The following is a 22580-nucleotide window of genomic DNA, read 5'->3' on the forward strand; positions in this document are numbered from 1 at the left end:
TATGGCTTGCATCAAGAACGAGATTGGTTCCAAGTCCCGCAAATTGAATTAAATCTACTGTTGGAGTTGTCATAATATTTTCAGTTTAAGTTGGTTATTAACAGGTACAATTATCAAACTCAGTACAACCTTCTGAATTTCAACAAGATTCATCTGTTCAAATTTAATGAAATTCATCTATTTAAACGACTATAAGAGCTATAAAAGTATACTTCCTGGTAAAGCAACAAGCAGTTAATTATCTCTTTACTTTTTACCCAATTATGATGTTTAGCATCAATATTTTACTACTATGTTCATTAATTGCTACCATCTTCAATTTTAGCACTATCCCTGCCTTGCCGGCAGGCAAGTGCCAAATGCACTATATTTTTTTATTGTGCGTTCGTGCTTTTATATTTTCAAAATCCCTCTCATATTTTCACCAAGGATTAATTCTTTATCCTTGGTTGAAATATCAAGACTTCTTATCCTATCAATATTTTTCTTTATATTGTCTTTTCCATAAGGAGTGTCAGTTCCTAATGTAACATTTGTCGCTCCAACAAATGTTATAGCATCCATAAATCTTTTAGTCGATGTAAGTTGTATTGTGGATGTATCAAAATAAAGATTTTCATCTTTGTAGTTATGTTCTATAAAAATTTCTAAACCAAATAAATGAGCAACAATTAATTTTAGGTTAGGATGTTCTTTTTTATACTTGATGAGTTGTTCTACATCATTGTCAGAGTACAAGTGAATGAACAATGGTAAATCATTTTTTTCAGTCCATTCAGCAACCGTTCTAAAAAAATCAGAATCTACAGAATAATTTTCCCAACACTGGTGCAGTTTCACACCTTTAAAATTCCATTCTGTAAACTTTTCACTTAAATACTCCGTTGGATTTTTCATTTGTTGTGTAATCCAAATAAATTGAATCACTCTTCCATTTGTTCTATGTGTCAAATTGTAAACATGCTCATTTCCTTTTGGAATTTGTTTAACTGTACCGGTAATTCCAATTACAAATTTGGTCAAGCGATTTGTAACTTTAACCACATTATTTGCAGGAAACATTTTTGCTAAGTTTGGTAAAGAGTAGCTTTTCGTACTTTCCAATTCTCCGGGTACAAGTATCACCTTATCTACTCCATATTTATCCAAATTATTAATAATACTTTCCGGTTTAAGAAAGATCCCGGAAGCATGTGCATGTCCATCTATTATCATATCTGCTCCATAATTATAGTTCTGTTCACTTCCATGACGCACAACTAAGTTATATCCCTGCAAAACATAACTATATACCAAAAACTACATGGGATATAGTTATATTTTAGTTACCGTTATACTAACAAATATATTTATTATAAAACGCCTGATTTCATAAATGTTATAAAAATAATAGTAAACAGAAAAACAAACAGCAGATATACGAAAAATAGATATAAATAAGGTGTACTCTCTTAGCCTTTACTCCGATGAGCCAAGGAAGCATTAACCAAATATACTGTACCTCCCGTCTTTATACTTTCGCCTTTTTCTTCCTTAGATAAGCAATCACTGCAACTACCGCTACAACAACAATAGTGTAGTAAACAAAGTCCGGAATCGGCATCGGGTCACCGGCTGCATAAGAATGTAAGCCCGACAGATAGTAGTTAACTCCAAAATACGTCATAATAATAGACGAGAAGGCAACTACACTGGCAAGGTTAAATGCGTATTTACCTTTAAGTCCGGGTACCAATCGCATGTGTAAAACAAAAACATAGACAAAAACACTTACAAACGCCCATGTTTCTTTTGGATCCCAGCCCCAATATCGTCCCCATGATTCATTGGCCCACACACCTCCCAAAAAGGTACCTATTGTAAGCAGATACAAACCTATTATCAGCGTCATCTCGTTGATATAGCTTAATTCCTGAATAGTCTTCTGCAATTTACTCTTGTTGCCATCACTAATAAAGATATACACTATCAGTACCAGGAATCCCAAAAGGGCTCCGAGGCCTACAAAGCCATAACTGGCAGTAATAATTGCCACATGTATCATAAGCCAGTACGAGTCCAGAACCGGAACAATATTTGTAACCTCCGGATCGAGCCAGTTAAGATGAGAAACCATCAAAATCAACGAAGTTAGAAGCGCCGTTGCCGCAAGTGAAATCTTTGAACGTTTGGCGAATATAAATCCGGCCAAAATAGTAGCCCAGGCAATATAAATCATCGATTCGTAACCATTACTCCACGGTGCATGCCCCGAAATATACCAACGAGCTCCTAAGCCCATAGTATGAAAAACAAACCCGAGAAATATCAAAAATGCGGCGAACTTATTTAAATAACTTATCCACTTCGACTCTTTAAACAACTGAATAAAACTAAAGATCAACATAGCAAAACCTGCAAGCATATAATAAGGGAAGAGCTTTTGAAAAGGCTTGTACTTATTGTACATAAGTTCCATTTTTGTTTTTCTTTCGTCCGGCATTACATTCGATCCGTATTTCTTTTGAAACATCGAAATAAATTCGATTTTCTGATCTGCTTCCTCCCATTTACCGCTTTTCTGCGCCTCCTTAATTGTGGTATAATACCATGGCATAATCTTAGAAACAAACAAAGAATCGTCTGATTTCAGCATCGATAAATCGCTATGCGATGATATCCACTTGTTATTACTGTCGTTTGGCACCGGAAAAAGCCTTAATAAACTACCGTTTACAGCCATATATAAAACGTTGACACGTTCATCAACCTTTATAATTTCCTTATCTAATTTCCCTCTTTCTCCCGGCTTTTTCTGATAAGACACTTCTACATCCTTCCCAAGTTTATATACACCTCTTTCGTCGAAAAAGTCGAAAAAGCGGGCATACTTCCCTTCTACTCCAATTTTTTTGCCCAGTCCTGTTTTATTATCGAACTTAATAATCGGCATAAACTGCCAGTCGATCGGATTCATTGTTATTGAAAGTAATACCTGATCGGCATTTAATCCCATGAAGTGATCTTTTCTGTAAACCTTCCTCATCAGTTCCGAAGCAAAGGTATTCACCGGTTTCAGTCTTCCCCCGTTATCCTGAATAATCAATTCACCAAATTTATCGGCGTGTTCCTTTGGAATAGTATTAACTTCAACAAGCGAATCAACATTCTCAAACATATGCTTATTTGCCGGTTGCGCCCATGAAGATGTTGCTAAAAGTAAAAACACAACTGTTACAGCGGCTTTCGAAGATAACTTCTCCAACTTGTTGTTAAGTGCTCTGAAACGCGTTCCGGGAGCAAACAAAGCCCAAAACATGCCTATTGCCAAAAGTAAATACCCTAAATATGTAACCGAAGTTCCCCAAAAGTCGTGATTCACCGATAATATAGTTCCTTTTTCATCCTGATCGTATGACGACTGAAAGAGCCTGTATCCCTTATAATCCAAAACATTATTCATAAAAATACGGTGATTCTCAACTTTGTCCCCATCAATCAAAGTAACCTCACTGGCATACGATGAAGGACTTCGTGATCCGGGGTATCTGTCTAGGATAAAATCGTTTAGTTTAAGTGAAAAAGGCAATTCAAAATATTTTGAACCATATCCGATATAAATATTCAATCCTGAAATGCTGAGTTGATTTTTTGGGTTTACATACCCCTTTCCTCCAAATAAATTTACTCTTTGAGTATTTTCTCCTGATTTTATATCTACTACCAGTAAATCCTGTTTGTTTGACTGTTTATCAGTATCAGATACAAAACCTACTGATGCATTTTGAAGTACTTCAGTTAAAACAAAACTTAAACCTTTGGTGGCATATAAAACTCTTTTATTGAAATCTACAAGCGAATCAGCAGAATAAACTCCACTCTCCTGATTATCCATCCTCATATAATCAATCTCTCCGGGGCTTTTAACTTTAAAAACGTCTCCAAAACTACTTATTTCAATTGCCCCCGGAAACTCCGTATCAAAAGCAAATAATTCATTCCCTAACTTTAACAGCTTTCCTTTTTCTATATACTTATCTTCACGTCCGCCTCCGGTAGATACTATCAAATGAAGTATTGTCTTATCGCCTCCATCTCTTGTAATTTCTTCCTTAGCTTTGGGTATAAAATCTACATAAGAAACTTCTATATCCTGTCCCTTAAATCCAAAGGTTTCGCTAAAGTCATTATTTGTAATTGGCGATAGCAGCAAATCTTTTTCGTAATGTCGTTGTACCTCGTTATTGTCAATACGCAAACTCAGGTAAGTTTTGTCGGAGATAACCAAATTCGACGATTGACCTTCCCTGATTGGCATCTGCCCTTCGTAACTGATATATCTCGTAATCATTGCTCCAACAAGAATTATTAAAAAAGCAAAATGAAAAAGCAAAACCGGTAATTTTTCCTTTCTCATCAACTTAAACCTAAATATGTTTCCTATAAAATTTAAGGCCAATAACACCTGCACAACTTCAAACCATAGAGTGTTATATACAACAGCTTTAGAAGCAATAGTTCCATAGTCGTTTTCCACAAAGGTAGCATAGCCCATAGCTACAGCGTAAACAGCTATTAATAAGGCCATTGTTTTCATGGAGAATAGCAGATTGGATATATATTTTAACATCTGAATTGTTTTAATTTTGATTCAGTCAAAAATATACAATTAGAAGGTGCCTGCAAACAAAATTATGGTAAAGAAAAACTATCTAATTATCAGATTGCCTTATAATTAAATAAATTGCTTTGAAGCACATATCGATGTATATATATGAAATGGTTCTTTTAAAGATAAATAGCTCTTAAATTTTTACTATTTTTAGCAATGAATATTCGAATAAAATTATGGATACAAACCCTGAAAAATACGGATTATCAAAAAGAACAAAATTAGAATTGATAGACGAAAATACTATTGCAATAGTAAAACTCATCAAGAGCAGAATTATTCAAAAGGATGCAAAGAAAATTATTGAGATGAGTGAAAAGATAAAATCGGTAAAGCAAAATACCGGGGTTGCTTTAATTTGTACTGAGAATATTTGTTCTAAATCGAAGGCACTGCTAAAGGATAATGGTATTGAGATTGTTTTTAGGGAGATTTGAAAAAATTAAGCCGCTAATTCGCTGATAAAAATTTCGCTAACGCTCATTAAAAAAATACGAATGTCAGCCAGCAGACTGTAGTCAGGGAGGTATCTGTTGATGGTTTCTGCTAATTTTCAACAGATTTCTCCATGCGCTATTGCTTAGTCGAAATGACGGAGCATGAACGATCTCACTTCACACACTCATAAACAACAAATTTATCAAGCTCTCCTAAGATTTCTACACTCGAAAAGATTTTTTCCAGATGAACTCTATAGTTCAGGTGTAAATTTGCTACTAATTGAAATCTTCCATTATTCTTAAGAACACGATGTACTCCTTTAAATAACTCAAGTGATATTTCAATATTATTCTCAAACTCAAAATGAAAAGGAGGATTCGAAACTACCAAATCAAAATAATCATTTTCAAATATACCGAGACTATCACTGTGGTGAAAATGCGTGTTTTCGTTCTCTAAATTTAGCTTTGAAGATTCAACTGCAAGAAATGAATCATCAACTAAATGAAGTTCACAATCTTTGCATTTACTTCTTAAATCATAGCCTAAAACTCCGTTTCCGGATGCTAAATCCAAAAGTTTGTTATCGCCATCGTTTATTGAAATATAATTTATAAAATATTGACTGGCGTAATCAATATTCTTTGCAGAAAAAACGCCTAAATACTGTTTAAAATCTTTCTCAGAGTTATATGTAATCACATTCAGTAAAGATTGATCTTTTATCTCTTTCTTATTTTTCAACATCAGTAATCTCGACTTTTTCCAGGCCAAACTCTGTTCAACTGATTCAAAAAACTCATTTGCAATATTCAATATTGTTTTATTAAAATTCTTTGTCATAAATGAACAAATAACCTCTCCTTCCGAACTTAGATGTTTGTGAATTTGATTTAAATACAATCTAAACAGATCGGTTGATTTTGGAATCTTAATAAGTCCGAAATCAATCCTATCGGACAACTCACTCAATGGTGAAACAATCTTTACTGTATTAATGTCTATTTCATTTGCCTCGAAATTCTTAATAAAAGCTTTTTCCTGACTCTTATAATCTACAATAGATGTAGCTAATTCAGAACTTAAAATAGTGGATAAAAACCCAAATTTATCATTACTGACTACCAAAGATTTGTCTGAAATATTTTTTTCACTCAAATATTTTAAAACATACTCATCTCCGGCATTCCAGGCTTTTAATGATTTATTATCTGTATGTGGGTATCTTTCAATATTAAATTGTTTCCCCTTATGTATAAAATTCATCAACTACAATTTTTGCAAAGCTAAGAATAAACCGTACATACTAAGCTTCTGGATCCTCCATTATTTCTAAATTCACATATATAAATACCCTGCCAGATTCCTAAATTCAAACTATTGTTACTAATCGGAATCTGAACAGAATTTCCTATCAAAGATGCTTTTATATGTGCCGGCATATCGTCTTTACCTTCTAAAGTATGAGTATAGAATGGCTCATTCTCCCGAATAACTGAATTTAGAGAACTCTCAAAATCCGTCAATACCGAAGGATCGGCATTTTCGTTAATAGTGATACCTGCAGAAGTATGCTTACAAAAAACATGTAATATTCCACTGGCAGGTAATTTCCCTAAATTCCTTTCAATTTCACCGGTGATAATATGAAAACCTCTTTTAAAAGGAGGTAGATCTATTTCAACCTGTTGTATCATTCTACTCTACTTTAATCATATTTATTAAGTTGTGAACTTTATAATCGAACCAGTCTCCAAACATATCTATTGTACGTCCGTGGGGCCATTTTTCAACCTCCAGACTCCATGTTTCAAGCTCATTCTTAAAAATTGATCCGAAATGTTCATCTATATAGTCTTCAATTTCATCTTCATAACTATCAAGAGAAAGTAAATATATATTAGTTTCACTGGTTAAAACATCATACTCTGTTGCAAGCAGATCCATTTCTTTTTCGATCCCATTCAACCATTCGAGAAACAATTTTTTGGGAATAATTTCCAGCGCTACTGCTACAGGTCCTTCGTGCTCTACATAATTTTCCATAAACTAGATTTTTTACTAATGCAAATTACGATTTATTACTTTTTTAAAGGCTGAGTATTCGAAAAATTTTAGATAAATTCACTGATAAATATTAAAAAAAAAATCCTCCAATTATGTTAAAAACATAATTGGAGGAAAATATTATTTAATTCTATCAACTATTTTTTTGGGCTTTCTTCCTTAATCCATCCCATTCTTTCTGCTAAAATTCCACCCATCCAGTATGGAATAACGGAAATTAAAAAAGTCAGGAGCCAGAACCCTATCATTGCTATCGTCAAGAAAAGCATAAAGCCAAGAAACATCATAGTTTTTATAATTTTTGTGATTATGTTCAAATATATATATAATTTCTATAAATATGACTTTTTTACATATTTTTTGATGATTAAAATCAAAATATCTAACCCATAAAAAAGTCCGTAAAAATACGGACTCTTAACTATTTTATCCAGCTATTGTTTAAACACCAAGTTCTTTTACAATACGCTCTATTTTTTCGCTCTGCACTTTTTCTTTAGCATCAAATTCTTCAATACTTTGAAGATCTGTTTTCACACTGATATAGAATTTAATCTTAGGCTCAGTTCCCGAAGGACGTGCTGCAATTTTAGTTCCATCTTCGGTATACAGAATAATTACATTACTCTGAGGAATTGAAATAGCAGTTTTTTCACCACTCACTAAATCAGTTGAAATTGAATTTCCATAATCCTCTACCCTCACAACTTTTGAACCATCGATAGTTGCCGGTGGATTTTGACGGAAATCAACCATCATCTGAGCTATCTCCTCTGCTCCTGATATTCCTTTTTTCACTAAGGCAATAAGGTGTTCTTTAAAGTAACCTGTTTTAGTATATACTTTAAGTAATTCTTCATAAAAACTGCTTCCTTTGGCTTTTGCCCAGGCACCTATTTCGGCAGCCAATAATGTTGAAGTCACCGAATCCTTATCCCTTACAAAATCACCTACCATAAATCCAAAACTCTCTTCTCCTCCACCAACAAAGGCTTGTTTACCTTCGGCTTCGCGAATCATATTGGCTATCCATTTAAATCCTGTCAGACCTACTTTACACTCAATTCCATATAGTTTTGCGATATCGAAGAATATATCGGAAGTAACAATTGTTGATCCTATAAATTCATTACCTGTAAGTTTTCCGGCTTCTTTCCAACGCTCCAATAAATACATTGTCAGCACAGTGTTTGCCTGGTTTCCATTCAGCAACTTCATATTACCTTCAAGATCGCGAACTGCAATACCAATTCTATCTCCATCGGGATCAGTTCCAATTACCATGTCGGCTCCTTTTTCCTCAGCTAACTTAGTAGCCATCTCCAAAGCTTCAGGTTCTTCGGGATTTGGAGATTTCACCGTTGGGAACATACCACTTGGTATCATTTGCTCTTCAACTGTATAAACACTTTTGAATCCTGCCTTTTCCAGAGTTGGAATTACACCTACGTGTGATGTTCCGTGAATTGGAGTAAATACAAGTTTAAAATCATCATACCCTTCGTTGGAATACTGACCATTTTCAACACATGCATCAACAAAAGCCTTATCTACTTCCTCTCCGATAATCTCGATTAAATCTTCATTTTCAGGATCAAATTTTATCTCTTCTACCTTTACATTTTGTACTTCAGAAATAATTCCCTTATCATGCGGAGGAACAACCTGTGAACCGTCTTCCCAATAAACCTTATAACCGTTATATTCGGGCGGATTATGAGATGCTGTAAGTACTATTCCGCTTTGACAACCCAAATGACGTACGGCAAATGAAAGTTCAGGAGTTGGCCTGAACGAATCGAATAAGAATACTTTAATTCCATTAGCTGCAAGTACTCTGGCTACAATCTTCGAATAAACATCACTGTTGTTTCTCACATCGAAAGCAATGGCAACTTTAATTTCACCGCTAAACTGTTGAAGTAAATAGTTTGCTAAACCCTGAGTTGCTGCTCCTAGGGTATATTTATTCATTCGGTTTGTTCCGGCTCCCATAACCCCTCTCATTCCACCGGTTCCAAACTCAAGATCTTTATAAAATGCTTCTATCAATAATTCAGACTTGTTATCAATCATATCCTGAACCTCTTCCCTTGTGTTAGCATCATAACTGTCAGACAACCACAAATTAGCTCTGTCTAAAATTTTTTGATCCACCTTTGTACTCATATCTGTTTTCTGTTTTTTTCAAAAAAAGTGAACACAAATTTAATGCTATTATTAAAACTAGCATTAACAGAACATCAAAAAAAAGTGATTTTGTAAAATTAAAGACTCTTGTTCAATACTTTAGTTTTAATTTCCCGCAATGTTCTAGAAAGGCTGTATGCTGGCAAGGCTGGAATAATCTTTAATAACTTCGGGATTTCCCTTATATAAAACTCTTCCTGCACCACTCATCCTTACCTTCAAAAAATCTTTGGCATATACTTTTGAATCAATGGCTCCGGTAATGTCCAGATAAACATTTTCGCAGAAATAATCTAAAGAATTAAATTCTCCAAATCCGCTCAAAACAGCATTCAATGAATGTGAATTGCCTGAAATTGTAACGTTATTGTTTCCGACTAAATCTAAACGAAGACTATTAGTGTGAATATCAAGATCTACATTACACGAGCCTCTGCTGTTGAGAGTGAAGTGTTTTCGTGAAAGAATATTAGAAGTAGAAAAATCAATTTTTCCGTTTAACTGTACTTCATCAAGCTTTTTCACTGTGATATATATACTTGTTTCCCGGCTGTTTAAAACCTGATTAAGGTTTTTTATATAAAGAACATCTCCGCTTATATCCGTGCTTACATTATCCAGCAAATTATCATCCATTTTAAGCGATAACTCACTCCTCTTACCCTGCCTTATCACAATATTGTAATTGCCGGCAATATTTAACTTGGAAAATTCTGTTATCGGTCGTGTTTCCGTAGTTACTATTCCACTACCCTCAATTCCATTTACCCTACATTCGCTAAATGAAGCAATAAAAACAGTTAGAATAACGAACCTGACTATTAATAAAGTAACTTTTCTAATCATTCTCGGGAATATATATTCTTGTTACAAAGTTTAGGTTTTACGTCGTAACACTCTCTTAATTAATTGTTAAAAGATAAAATTAAGAATGATTTTCAGTATGAAATTAATTTTATTTTTCTGTATCTTTGGCTTATTAAAGGTTTTAATTAGATTTAATTAAAATTACAATTTTAGTTACCTAAATATTCAATTGTATAAAAAATTGTAAATAATTTAGCACTTCTAAAATTTCGAATAAAATCATTAACAATTTATCTAATTATTTTTGAGTTATGGCAATGTTTATTAACGAGGACTGTATAGCATGTGATGCATGTGTATCAGAATGTCCTAACACTGCAATCTATTCTCCTGACGAGGAGTGGTCATATGCTGACGGAACAAGCATGAGTGGTGAAGTTACTTTAGCTAACGGAAACACAGTTGACGCTGACGAAATGAATGAGGCTCAATCTGATGAATTCACTTTCATCGTTGCTGACAAATGTACTGAATGTAAAGGATTCAACGACGAACCGGCTTGTGTTGACGTATGTCCAACAGATTCTATCCAAATAATGGAAGATTTAGCAGAAGACGAAGCTACTTTGTTGAAGAAAAAAGAAATCTTACACGGATAATCAATTCCGACAAAGAGATAAGGAACTCATCACATTTATGTGGTGAGTTTTTTTTTGCTCTACCCATACAATCTCATGCTAGTTAAGCTAATATTTTTTCGTAATTTTGCCGAAATTTTGTGATAAAAATATTGAGAGTTACACAGATGAAGAAAAACATAAAGAATAGCGCCTTAAGTCCTGAAAAATATATCAAAACAAAAGCGCGTACTTTAGACATAAAAAACTGTTACATCAGCGAAAACTGGAAAAGTGCCGGTTTAGCTACCATCATAGTTTCGAGGCAACACAAAAACTCGAATGTAACGCATGCACTTTATCAGATAGATTTACTGGCTGAGGGAGTTGTAAATACCTTCTTTGAATTCAACTTAGGAGGAGAAAACTACGACAAGGTTATTAAATACTATATCAAAGAACAAAATTTGATTGAGTGCAGTTACGATTTGGCACATCAGGTAATTTATGAAGCTTATTTTTTTGCAGAAGAATTTAAATTAAAAGCCCATAAGGATTTTGCAATTACAAAATTCTTACTTGAGCCGGAAGATTATGAACCTGCCGAGGAATATGATTTCGAAATTGGCGAAGACAACAAACCTCTGGTAATTGTTTCTACCGATAACAACAAAAAAGATCTTATAGCTAAACTCAAAAAAAATGTAGGCGAATCGAACTTTAAAGTTATCAATATAGAGGATTTAGATAAGGAAGATCACGATCACAGTCATGAGCATGAACATGATCATCACCATCATAACGAAAGCGATGAAAATTCATTTGACCTTCCGGATTTTGCAAAACCGACAGATGTTCTGAATAAGGAAAATATCGACAATTGGACCGAACAGGACTGGCAGGATTTTGAAGATGGTAAAGTAGAAGTATCGGCAAAAACAACATTGCAGATAATTGATTTTATGTATGACTCTCATTTTCCAAATGAAAAAAGCGATATCATAGATAAAAATAACCTTGACATTAATAAGCTCAATATTTCAATAAAGCCAATAGAAGAAAACAACTTCTTTAAGAATGATGATATTGAAAAAGAAATAAAATCTGTTTTCGTTGAAATGCTCGAAAAGCCTTCGGAAAAACATATTGAGTATTTTGAAAAAATGATAAAGGACTATCCCAAAAATCCACAACTGTACAGTTATTTATCGAATACGTATATTAAACTAGGACGAATCGATTTATCTGATAAATGGACAGAGATAGCTTTTAATAAATTTCCTGATTATTTATTCGGACAGATTTCTTTTGCCCAAACATTACTTCAAAAGGGTGAATATGATAAAGTGCCTGAAGTATTTCACAAAAAAACAGACTTAAAAAGATTATTGCCCGAAAGAAAACAATTTCACATGCTCGAAGTAGTTAACTACTACTCTATTATGTGTCTGTATTTCACCACTCAAAAAGACATTGCTTCGGCAAATATATATTGGAATAAACTTAAAGAACTAGACGAAAGAGAAGAAGAATTAGTTCTACTAGCAGAAAATGAATTAATGGTGGCAAAAGCCAAAATATTAAAGGGAGCATAAAATGGGAAGAAGAAGAGATAAAAACAAGATACTGGAAAATATAACATTAACCGATGCAGGCGCCAAAGGAAAAGCTGTCGGGCATGCCGAAGACGGTCGCGTGGTTTTTGTAACCGGTGCTATTCCGGGAGATGTTATCGATGCCAGAGTAACAAAAAAACGTAAAGCGTATTACGAGGCTACTCCCGTGAAAATTCACAGCTATTCCGACAAACGCACAGAAGCAAAATGCGAACATTTCGGTACTTGTGGTGGTTGTAAATGGCAAAATATGGATTATAAGTATCAACTTGAATTCAAACAGAATGAAGTTGTAAATAATTTAACCAGAATTGGCCATATAGAATTGCCTGAAGTAACTCCGATATCAGGTTCAAAAGAACAATATTTCTACCGAAACAAAATGGAATTCTCTTTCTCCGATACACGATGGATGACTCTTGAAGAAATTCAAGGAGGAGAAGATATTCAGGATCGTAACGCGTGTGGTTTTCATATTCCGGGACGTTGGGATAAAATTCTCGACGTGAAAAACTGTTACCTTCAGGAAGATCCTTCAAACGAAATAAGACTGGAGACTAAAAAATATGCCGAAGAAAATAATTATGAATTCTTTAACCCATATCAACAAACGGGCTTCTTAAGAACAATGATGGTTAGAACTTCTTCTACTGGCGACATTATGGTTGTAATACAGTTTGCAAAGGAAGATGTAGAAAAAAGAGAAGCCATACTTAATCATTTGATCGAAAAATTCCCAAACATCACTTCGTTAATGTATACAATCAATTCGAAAGGAAATGATTCAATGTACGACCTTGATATAATAGCTTACAAAGGTGAAGACCATATTTTTGAGGAAATGGAAGGATTGAGATTCAAGATCGGTCCAAAATCATTCTATCAAACCAATTCGAAACAGGCCTATGAATTATATAAAATAGCAAGAGACTTTGCCGGTTTAAAAGGAGATGAACTTGTTTATGATTTATATACCGGAACAGGTACTATTGCCCAGTTTGTTGCAAAAAAAGCAAAAAAGGTAATCGGTGTTGAAGCTGTACCTGATGCCATAACCGATGCAAAACTCAATGCACAAATTAATGGTATCGACAATACAGTTTTTTATGCCGGTGATATGAAGGATGTATTCAATGACGAATTTATAAAGGAGAATGGAAGACCTGACATCATCATTACTGACCCGCCGAGAGATGGAATGCATAAAAATGTAGTAAAGAAAATTTTAGAGATATCAGCTCCTAAAATAGTTTATGTAAGTTGTAATTCTGCCACACAGGCACGTGATTTGGCAATGATGGATGAAATGTACAAGGTTACAAAAATACAGCCGGTTGACATGTTCCCACAAACTCATCATGTAGAAAATGTTGTTTTATTAGAGAAGAGATAAGTATATTCGTCAGCATTTTTTTTACATTTGACCATGATTAAAAAATTAAGCATTTTTTTTATAATTCTTACATCCACTTTATTTATAAGTGGGTGTGAGTCTACAGGTATATGTGTGGATCCTGTTACTCCGAACTTGATGATCGGATTTACTTCGTACAATAACCTTGAAAATGAAGAAATTGTTTCTCCACCTTCAGGACTGTTAATATATGGTTACAAAGACGGGAAAGATATGCTTGGCAACCCCGAAAGCGAAGAATACCCTGAATACATATATCCTGATATGCGTCAGGCAAATGAAAATAAGTTAATTCCGTTAATTTTTGATGTAAACAAAGACAACCTGACTTATATTTTTGAATTTGTAACAGATGAAGAAACAAAAATTCACGATACAATAAGTCTGAGCTACAAGAGAAAACAAATCTTTATTAACCAAAATTGCGGATATAAGTCAACTTTTTACGAAGTGAAAATTGAAAGTTTTACTAAGAATGCAATAGAAGAAGCTACTTTACTTACTCAAACAATTGAATATGATACAGAAAAACATATCAATATCCTTCTTAAATAAAAAGTTTCTGACGGCTGTATTCCTGTTGTTTACTGTGTTTTCTTATTCTCAGGAAAACACTGACAACAAAAATACTGAGAGCTCTAAACCAACAGTAGCCAGCGATACAATTCCTTATAAATATGGATTGCGTTTGGGAATAGACTTGAAAGGTCCTATATCAACCTTACTCAATTCTGATAATGAACTAATAAAAGCTACAGCTGATGCAAGAATCTATAAAAATTATTTCGTAGCTGCCGAAATGGGGTATGAAAAGAATATATATGAATCTGTTAACTTAAACTATACAACATCCGGATATTTTTTAACTGTTGGTGCCGATTACGATTTCTTGGGTTATACTCCCGGTAGAAATGACGTTATGGCATTTGGAATCAGATATGGAATTTCAAGGTTTGAACAAACGGTTGATGAATACCAAATTCAAAATGCTTATTGGAACAATGACACTTATACCGGAAGCTTAGATTCGCAGGTTGGATATGCGCACTGGGCAAATTTCAGATTAGGTTTAAAAGTTGAGGTACTGAAAAACTTATACCTGGGAACATCCGTTGGAGTAAACTTTCTTTTTACTGACTCAAAATTAGATAACTTTAGCAATCTGTACATTCCTGGTTTTGGAAAAAACAGAAATAATGTATCATGGGTTTTTAATTATACTGTTATGTACCTAATACCATTCAACTAAAAGTACTATGAAAAAATTAATCTATCTACTGGCTGTTATTACACTAACTGCATCGTGTAAAAAAAATGAAGGAGAAGAATGCCCTGATAAAAATGAAGATCTGGGCTTGATTTTTTCTGGTGTTGATTTTGGATCGTGTATATATAATCTAAATGAAAATAACTTTATTGTAAGAGACTCTGTCGAATACGTCCTGTTACAGGAAAAGATTAATGAAGGAAAAATAGGCGATGAAGAATGTACTTTCCCGGAAATAAATTTTGACGAATACAGCTTATTGGGCCAATATGCACAGGCATCGGGATGTACAGTAAACTTCAACAGAAATGTTGAGGTTGATTCAACTGCCAAACAAATTGATTATATTATTTCTCCTATTGGATGCGGAGAATGTGATATGCTTGGATTTAGCTACAATTTCGTACTTGTGTCTCCAAAAATCTCCGAAGATTATCAAATATTCTTTAATGGTAGCAGCAAACAGCCATAACATTTGACAATATTTTAAACACTTTTAATTGATTTAACTAAAACATGCCGATATTTTCACTATATTGGCTTACATTCTTCAATTAACTATCGGACAGTAATCGTTAGTACATAAAGAATCATCCCAAACACCTATCTAATTTATAATTTTTAGACCGTTTAACTATGTCGTTTTTTGCAAGTAATATTAAGTTATTAAGAAAAAGAAAGCACCTATCCCAAGATGCCGTTGCAAAACAACTTAAACTAACCAGGTCATCATTGAGCGGTTATGAAAACTCTACCGCACAGGCGCCTTATGATGTCTTGCTAAGCTTATCGGAATTCTACAATATTTCTGTTGATATTATCTTAAAAAAAGACCTTAAAAAGGTTCCCGCAAAAAGTCTTTCCCGAATGGAAATTAGCGGTAACTATGATATACACGGAAATAAATTACGAACTTTAGTTACAAGTTCAACAGATAATACGGAATCGAATGCCGAACTGGTTCCTATTCAGGCAATAGATGTTTATCACACTAATCTAAACGACCCTGAGTTTATTAAGGAATTACCCCTTATGAAGCTTCCGTTTTTATCGGACAATAAAAAATACAGAGCATTTCCAATAGCTGACAACTCTATGCCTCCGTTAGAAAAAGGAGCTTATATAGTGGGAGAGTTCTTCTCTGACTGGAGCAATATAGAGGAGGGAAAATATTATGTAATTGTAAGTGAAACAGAAGGAGTACAATTCAAACAGCTTTTCAGAAGCAATTCTGATATAAACAGCTTTCAACTATGTTCAAACGACCCTGTTTTTAATCCACTGAACATTAACATTTCTGACGTTAAAGAGATTTGGAAATTTGTCAGCTATATCAGTAAGTCGATAGATAACAAGACACATTCGCAGGATCATTTATTCTTCACTGTAAAAGAGTTACAGAGAAAGATAGACACAATAGAAAAACACTTAAAAATATAAAGAGATGCAATAAATATTGCACCTCTTTACCTTTTCTAAAATATTAACTACTTCTAAAATTTATATGCCAGTCCTAATATAATTTGAGAACCGCGGTTATCGAAATTTACTTCAGGGAATTCTTCTGCGGCGAGATTATGCTTTACAGCAAACTCATATCTTGCGTCAACTAAAATAGAGCCTAATTCAACTCCTACTCCAGCCTGACCTCCAATACTCATATTTTCTTTAACAACAATATCGATCGATTCTGAACTTAATTTAGAACCTAAATTCCATGAAGCTACAGGACCTCCATAAAGCCTTACCATTCCCAGCATTTTCCAACCTACAAGAACCGGTAGGTCAAATCTGTTTGTACTAAGAGTTGTGGTTTCAGAATTTAGAATATCACTAAGGGGATCATTTACCTTAACATTAAGCCTTGTAAAAGTTGGCTCAGCCTGAACATACAATCCTAAAATAGGTATTTTCATTCTTACAAAAGCTCCGGCATGAAAACCAAACGCATTTTCCGGATCCATAGCTTCAGATAATCCATTATCAGCATCAATATCAGCCAAATTATAATTCAGTCCTGCTTTTAATCCATATGCCATTTGTGCATTCGCGCTATTAAATGCAACAATCAGCACTGCAAAAAGTAAAATCTTCTTCATATTTAAGTTTTTAGTTTATTAGCTAATATAAAAACAATAACTATTCAATATTTAGCTCCCCTATAACTTTCTACCTTAATAATACTAATTCATTAGATTCTTCAAACAGACCTATAGCCCTAATAAATTAAGGGTTTTAATTATTTTATTGAATACCTTCAAAAAAAAGACTAAGAATACATCCTAATTTTATTGTAATATTTTCTTACTCCGACAGACCTAAATTAAGTATATGTGTATGCACAAAAAAAAGACCGGGAATAAACCCGGTCTTCAAATATCTCTAAATTAAATACTATTGTCTAATTACTTTTTCTTATTTGCCTGTTGCTTTTGAGCATCCTGCATCATCTGATTCATTTTCTGACTCCATTTTGATTTTGCCTTTGCAGGTTTCTTTTTGTTTTCCTGCATTTGAGCGTGAATCTTATCCTCATCAATAATATATTTCTTAATAATAAAAATCTGAATTATTGATATAAAGTTTGATAAGAAATAATAGTAACTCAACCCTGAAGCATAACTGTTAAACCAGAAAATCATCATTACCGGCATCAAATACATCATGTACTTCATATTTGGCATACCTGGTTGAGTTGGCTGATTCATTCCTGCCCCCGACATCATAGTATATACCATCAATGCAGCAGCCATTAATAAAGTAAATAGCGAAATATGATCGCCATAACCCCAAATATAAAATGGTAATTGAAGTATAGAATCATAAGATGATAAATCTTCAGCCCAAAGGAAAGATTCCTGTCTTAATTCTATAGCAGACGGGAAAAATCGGAACATTGCAAATAATATTGGCATCTGTAATAAAGCCGGTAAACATCCTGCCATTGGATTTACTCCCGCTTTTTTATACAGCTCCATTGTTGCCTGCTGCTTTTTCATAGCATCAGCATCTTTATTTTTCTCATTTAAAGCATCAATCTCCGGACGAATTACCCGCATTTTTGCACTCGAAAGGAAGTTCTTATAAGTAACAGGAGAAAGTATAAGTTTTACTATAAATGTAATTATCAAAATAATAATACCATAACTCAATCCAAATCCTTCAAGGAAGTTGAATAGTGGAATTACAAAAAATCGGTTTACCCAGCCAAATATCCCCCATCCTAATGGAATAAGCTCATCTAAGTTCTTTTTATACGAATTAAGTATACTGTACTTGTTTGGACCAATATACAGGTTCATATCGTAGTTTACAGCCCCGTTTACAATCTTCAACGGAATATTAGCCTGAAAACTTTTAACAAAGTCGTTTTGAATATGATTTACCTCATCTCTAAACTCTTCATGAGAATTCGAACTCAATGTAGCGCTTTCAAAATTCTTATCAGTAAGCAATACCATTGAGAAAAACTGTTGTTTAAAAGCGACCCACGAAACATCCGCTTCGGTTTCTTCATCACTTCCACCGGCACTTAGATAGTCAGTTTTTCCTCCTTCATACTCATAATCAAGAGTAGTGTACAAACTTTCGTTCTTGAAACTTTTTTCAGTACGGTTCGAATTTAAGTTCCAGTCAATAGCCACACTTTTATTGGCGTCAATAATATTTTCAAGACCTACTGTTCTTATGTTGAAATCCAACATATAATCATCGGGCTTTAGAGTATAAACATACTCTACATATTTACTTTCCGACACCTTGGCTTTCATCGACAATACCTGATTGTCGCCGTCCTTACTTAGGGAGGGAACAAAATACAAATCTGAAGTATTGAATACTCTGTTATTTTGAGTACTAAACTGAAGATTGAAATTACCGTTATTGTTATTTAAAAGATAAAGGTCTTCCTGCCCGTAAGTTTTATAGTCGTTCAGTTTAGCCTCTACTATCTGACCACCTTTATTAGAAACAGTAAGTTTCAAAACTCCGTTATCCATAACTGTTACAGCATCTTCAGTTGCACTTGACAATGATGCTGAATAGTAAAACTCCCCGTATTTCAACTTTAAACTTTCATCAACCTGAGCTGAATCTAAAACTATTTCCTGTTGAGTTTCTTCAGGAGTTGAAACAGAAGAAGGTTTTTCAACCTGTTCTGTATTCGATTTACTTTGTTTTTCTTCTTCAGAAGGTTCCTGAATGTACATAAAATACATTAGGATTGCTCCCATCAATATAAAACCAATCAGGGAGTTGATATCAAAATTCTTTTTTTCTTGCATTTAATTATTTTCTACGTGTTAGAATGCTCTATACTGGCTTTTACAAAATCTACGAAAAGTGGATGCGGACGCAACACAGTACTCTTATATTCCGGATGAAACTGTACTCCTACAAACCAAGGATGATCTTTTAATTCAACTATCTCAACCAGACCGGTATCAGGGTTAAATCCTGATGCTACCATACCGGCATCCTCATAATCTTTCTTATATTCATTATTGAATTCATAACGATGGCGGTGGCGTTCGGATATAAGTTTATCACTGTAAATATCTGAAGCTTTAGTTCCTTCTACTAATTCACAGCTCCATGCTCCAAGTCGCATTGTACCACCCATATCGGTAATATTCTTTTGGTCGTCCATAAGATTAATTACCGGACAGGCAGTCCCCTCTTCTATCTCTGTGGTATGTGCCGTTTCATACCCTAAAACATTTCTTCCAAATTCAATTACTGCCATCTGCATACCCAAACAAATACCAAAGAAAGGTACTTTATTTACACGTGCGTATTTTACAGCCAGAATCTTTCCTTCGATACCGCGCTCACCAAATCCGGGAGCTACCAAAATCCCATCTAATCCACCAAGTTTTTTCTCAACATTATCATGTGATAAACTACCAGAATGAATCCAACGAATATTTACTTTGGCCTCATTCGATGCACCGGCATGAATAAATGCCTCTGTAATCGACTTATATGAATCGTGTAGTTCTACATATTTCCCTACCAATCCTATTTCTATTTCCTGCTTTGGATTTTTAAAATGATCAACAAAAATATTCCAGTCTGTTAAGTCCGGTGTCTTTTTGTGGTCCAAGTGTAAATGATCCAGAACTACTTCATCAAGTTTCTCCGATCGCATTAAATTAGGCACATCGTATATTGTTGATGCATCTAAAGACTCTATCACAGCTTCTTTTCGAACATTACAAAATAAAGCCAATTTATCTTTTACTTCTTGTGGTATTTTGTATTCCGATCTACATACCAAAACATCAGGCTGTACTCCACTCGTCATCAAAGTTTTTACAGAGTGCTGAGTTGGTTTGGTTTTTAACTCACCTGTTGTAGCAAGATAAGGAATCAAAGTAAGGTGGATCACCATTGAATTTTCTTTACCTTCATCCCAAAGCATCTGACGAACAGACTCTACATATGGAAGAGATTCAATATCTCCAACAGTACCACCAATCTCGGTAATTACAATATCGTAATCTCCTGTATTTCCCAGAATACGAATACGATTTTTAATCTCATTTGTAATATGAGGGATAATTTGCACCGTTTTTCCTAAAAACTCACCTTTTCTCTCCTTATCAATTACCGACTGGTAAATTCTACCTGTAGTAACATTATTTGCCTGTGATGTAGGATTATTTAAAAATCGCTCATAGTGTCCTAAATCTAAATCCGTTTCGGCCCCATCATCTGTAACATAGCACTCTCCATGCTCATATGGGTTCAAAGTTCCGGGGTCAATATTAATATAAGGATCAAGCTTTTGAATGGTTACTCTATATCCTCTTGCTTGCAGCAAATTGGCCAAAGAAGCCGATATAATACCTTTTCCTAAAGAAGATGTAACACCGCCAGTTACAAAAACATATTTAGTTTTAGACATAACTATCTTTTTATTCTTAAAATTCGTGCAAAATTACAAACTATATATCAAAGTTCTGAGATTTTATTCTACTATTATTTATAGTTATTTTGGCGTGCCCCCTACACACTTTCACTCCGTTCCAGCATCCGGGGTCAGGCTTTCGGCTATATCTTTTTGTTTTCTCAAATAAACTTCCCCTAAACTAAAGATACCCCTGAACTCCGTTTCAAAAACAAAAAGGATGCCGCCTCTATCCTTCACGCTAAATATCAGTTAAATATATTATTTATTTTCAATATCAAAGCTAAATAATAACCCATCGTACCTAAATAAAACCTGCCTACTGCTAATTTAAACTTTTGTCATTTTTTACCCGAAATATTTTCCAGGCGAATTTTAGCTATAACCTCTCAAGTGTAAACACGCCACAAACCTCTTCACTGTCGAATGTTGATCCGACAAGCTTGTTCTCTGAAACTAAATGAAGTTCAAAATTATTGGGAATATAATCCACTACTCTTCCCTTTTCTTTTGCTTTTACCTCTATACTTTTCAGCAAAACTTTACCTTCTGTAATATCTCCTTTAACTTTTTCGAAAACTTCTATTTCATAATCATTTTCCACTTTTTCAGTAAATGAAAACTCTCCATAAACACTATCCTCAACCTGTATTAGTTTTACATTTCCAATTGATTCCCCAAATTCAAAATCCTCGCTGTATTTCCAATGTCCGGTTATATTCATAATTACTATTTATTCGAATATGTACTGTACTATTATTACTGAATATATTTCTAAACTAATTACGCAAATATATAAACAAATTAACCAGTTATAAAACTTTGTGCCTCTGTGGCTTTTCGCGAACACTAATCACGTAAAACCACAGAGGCACAAAGAAATATTTTGTATTTTATAAACTGTCTTCTATATTCTATCGATAATCGTAAACTGTCACTCCAAAAAGCAACTGATCTTTTTACTCTTTATTTAATGCTCCCTTTTTAATTGCTCCGGCTGCAAGTGCGACTCCTCCAAGTATCATTAGGCCTATATACAATTTATTATCAATAGGCGTTGCATTTTCACACCACGAGGGGGGATTTGGTTGATCACATGCTTTATCATTTCCACCTCCTTGATCTCTGGTTCCTCCTTTATTACCACTATTACCATTGTTACCACTTGGTTGAGCCACCAAAAAAATCGGCAACAGCATCATCGCAAATATTAACTTCCTTATCATATAGAGTACACTTTAACTTTAATTACCTGTATTGCAGACAGTTAAAGATACGTCTTTTTATCTAATATTGAAAAAAAAATACTACTTGCATAGGATATTTAATATAAAACTGCAGAAATTATCGTGTGGAAATATATCATTAATCAAGTGAATGGAACTTTGAATACATCCGGATTACTAATTAATAAACTATCTGCACATGCTCTTTTGACAAGGCATATACTAACAACTACAATTATTGTTTTTTTCTGAATTCTCCTTCTCTGCTAGCCCCAACTACAATTGCAACTCCTCCAAGAATCATTATTCCTATGTACAAGTAATTATCAATTGGTGCAGCATCCCCACACTGCGGTGGTGGATTGGGTGTATC

General features: G+C 34.1%; 21 protein-coding genes. 8 read left to right on the forward strand and 13 right to left on the reverse strand.

What is annotated here, in order from left to right; translation table 11 throughout:
- Positions 1–393: 393 nt before the first annotated feature.
- The gene (locus ABFR62_06160; protein ID MEN8137997.1) at positions 394–1278 is read right to left on the reverse strand and encodes a TatD family hydrolase; all 885 of its coding nucleotides are present in this window, start codon (positions 1276–1278) and stop codon (positions 394–396) included.
- Positions 1279–1510: 232 nt separating this feature from the next.
- Positions 1511–4609: a cytochrome c biogenesis protein CcsA gene (ccsA, locus tag ABFR62_06165; GenBank protein ID MEN8137998.1), complete on the reverse strand. Its 3099-nt coding sequence runs from the start codon at positions 4607–4609 to the stop codon at positions 1511–1513.
- Between the two features lie 218 nt (positions 4610–4827).
- Here ccsA and ABFR62_06170 point away from each other — a divergent pair, with 218 nt between their 5' ends.
- Entirely contained in the window at positions 4828–5088 is a 261-nt protein-coding gene (locus ABFR62_06170; protein ID MEN8137999.1) for a hypothetical protein, read from the forward strand.
- Positions 5089–5260: 172 nt separating this feature from the next.
- On the opposite strand, the gene ABFR62_06175 is transcribed toward ABFR62_06170, so the two are convergent.
- The 6 genes from ABFR62_06175 to ABFR62_06200 form a co-directional block, all read right to left on the reverse strand.
- Entirely contained in the window at positions 5261–6358 is a 1098-nt protein-coding gene (locus ABFR62_06175) for a methyltransferase (GenBank protein MEN8138000.1), read from the reverse strand.
- A 20-nt stretch (positions 6359–6378) separates the two neighbouring features.
- Positions 6379–6789 (reverse strand): secondary thiamine-phosphate synthase enzyme YjbQ, encoded by a 411-nt coding sequence (locus ABFR62_06180; GenBank protein ID MEN8138001.1) that lies wholly within the window; start codon positions 6787–6789, stop codon positions 6379–6381.
- Between the two features lies 1 nt (position 6790).
- Positions 6791–7138, reverse strand: a complete 348-nt coding sequence (locus ABFR62_06185) for a hypothetical protein (GenBank protein ID MEN8138002.1) — start codon at positions 7136–7138, stop codon at positions 6791–6793.
- Between the two features lie 158 nt (positions 7139–7296).
- Positions 7297–7446 carry a hypothetical protein gene (locus tag ABFR62_06190; protein MEN8138003.1) on the reverse strand — a complete coding sequence of 50 codons (150 nt, stop codon included), beginning with the start codon at positions 7444–7446 and terminating at the stop codon, positions 7297–7299.
- A gap of 154 nt (positions 7447–7600) precedes the next feature.
- Positions 7601–9328, reverse strand: coding sequence for a phospho-sugar mutase (locus ABFR62_06195; GenBank protein ID MEN8138004.1), 1728 nt, complete (start codon positions 9326–9328; stop codon positions 7601–7603).
- 144 nt (positions 9329–9472) lie between these two features.
- The gene (locus ABFR62_06200) at positions 9473–10195 is read right to left on the reverse strand and encodes a head GIN domain-containing protein (protein ID MEN8138005.1); all 723 of its coding nucleotides are present in this window, start codon (positions 10193–10195) and stop codon (positions 9473–9475) included.
- A gap of 272 nt (positions 10196–10467) precedes the next feature.
- Here ABFR62_06200 and ABFR62_06205 point away from each other — a divergent pair, with 272 nt between their 5' ends.
- From ABFR62_06205 to ABFR62_06235, 7 genes are all read left to right on the forward strand, one after another.
- Positions 10468–10815 carry a 4Fe-4S dicluster domain-containing protein gene (locus ABFR62_06205; protein ID MEN8138006.1) on the forward strand — a complete coding sequence of 116 codons (348 nt, stop codon included), beginning with the start codon at positions 10468–10470 and terminating at the stop codon, positions 10813–10815.
- 146 nt (positions 10816–10961) lie between these two features.
- Entirely contained in the window at positions 10962–12368 is a 1407-nt protein-coding gene (locus tag ABFR62_06210; GenBank protein MEN8138007.1) for a hypothetical protein, read from the forward strand.
- A 1-nt stretch (position 12369) separates the two neighbouring features.
- On the forward strand, positions 12370–13782 hold the full coding sequence (gene rlmD / locus ABFR62_06215) for a 23S rRNA (uracil(1939)-C(5))-methyltransferase RlmD (GenBank protein MEN8138008.1): 1413 nt from the start codon (positions 12370–12372) through the stop codon (positions 13780–13782).
- 138 nt (positions 13783–13920) lie between these two features.
- Positions 13921–14358, forward strand: a complete 438-nt coding sequence (locus ABFR62_06220) for a DUF6452 family protein (protein ID MEN8138009.1) — start codon at positions 13921–13923, stop codon at positions 14356–14358.
- Positions 14321–15052, forward strand: coding sequence for a DUF6048 family protein (locus ABFR62_06225; protein ID MEN8138010.1), 732 nt, complete (start codon positions 14321–14323; stop codon positions 15050–15052). Before ABFR62_06220 ends, ABFR62_06225 begins: the two co-directional genes overlap by 38 nt.
- Before the next feature lie 7 nt (positions 15053–15059).
- Positions 15060–15542, forward strand: coding sequence for a hypothetical protein (locus ABFR62_06230; protein ID MEN8138011.1), 483 nt, complete (start codon positions 15060–15062; stop codon positions 15540–15542).
- Positions 15543–15706: 164 nt separating this feature from the next.
- Positions 15707–16510: a helix-turn-helix transcriptional regulator gene (locus tag ABFR62_06235; GenBank protein ID MEN8138012.1), complete on the forward strand. Its 804-nt coding sequence runs from the start codon at positions 15707–15709 to the stop codon at positions 16508–16510.
- Positions 16511–16563: 53 nt separating this feature from the next.
- Here ABFR62_06235 and ABFR62_06240 read toward each other — a convergent pair whose 3' ends face one another.
- From ABFR62_06240 to ABFR62_06260, 5 genes are all read right to left on the reverse strand, one after another.
- Positions 16564–17169: an outer membrane beta-barrel protein gene (locus tag ABFR62_06240; GenBank protein MEN8138013.1), complete on the reverse strand. Its 606-nt coding sequence runs from the start codon at positions 17167–17169 to the stop codon at positions 16564–16566.
- Positions 17170–17475: 306 nt separating this feature from the next.
- The gene (gene yidC, locus ABFR62_06245) at positions 17476–19353 is read right to left on the reverse strand and encodes a membrane protein insertase YidC (protein ID MEN8138014.1); all 1878 of its coding nucleotides are present in this window, start codon (positions 19351–19353) and stop codon (positions 17476–17478) included.
- 11 nt (positions 19354–19364) lie between these two features.
- Entirely contained in the window at positions 19365–20978 is a 1614-nt protein-coding gene (locus tag ABFR62_06250) for a CTP synthase (GenBank protein ID MEN8138015.1), read from the reverse strand.
- 382 nt (positions 20979–21360) lie between these two features.
- The gene (locus tag ABFR62_06255) at positions 21361–21705 is read right to left on the reverse strand and encodes a hypothetical protein (protein ID MEN8138016.1); all 345 of its coding nucleotides are present in this window, start codon (positions 21703–21705) and stop codon (positions 21361–21363) included.
- Between the two features lie 235 nt (positions 21706–21940).
- Positions 21941–22207 (reverse strand): hypothetical protein, encoded by a 267-nt coding sequence (locus ABFR62_06260; GenBank protein ID MEN8138017.1) that lies wholly within the window; start codon positions 22205–22207, stop codon positions 21941–21943.
- Positions 22208–22580 lie beyond the last annotated feature (373 nt).

This window comes from Bacteroidota bacterium, assembly GCA_039714315.1.
In the GTDB taxonomy this organism is placed as follows: Bacteria; Bacteroidota; Bacteroidia; order Flavobacteriales; family JADGDT01; genus JADGDT01.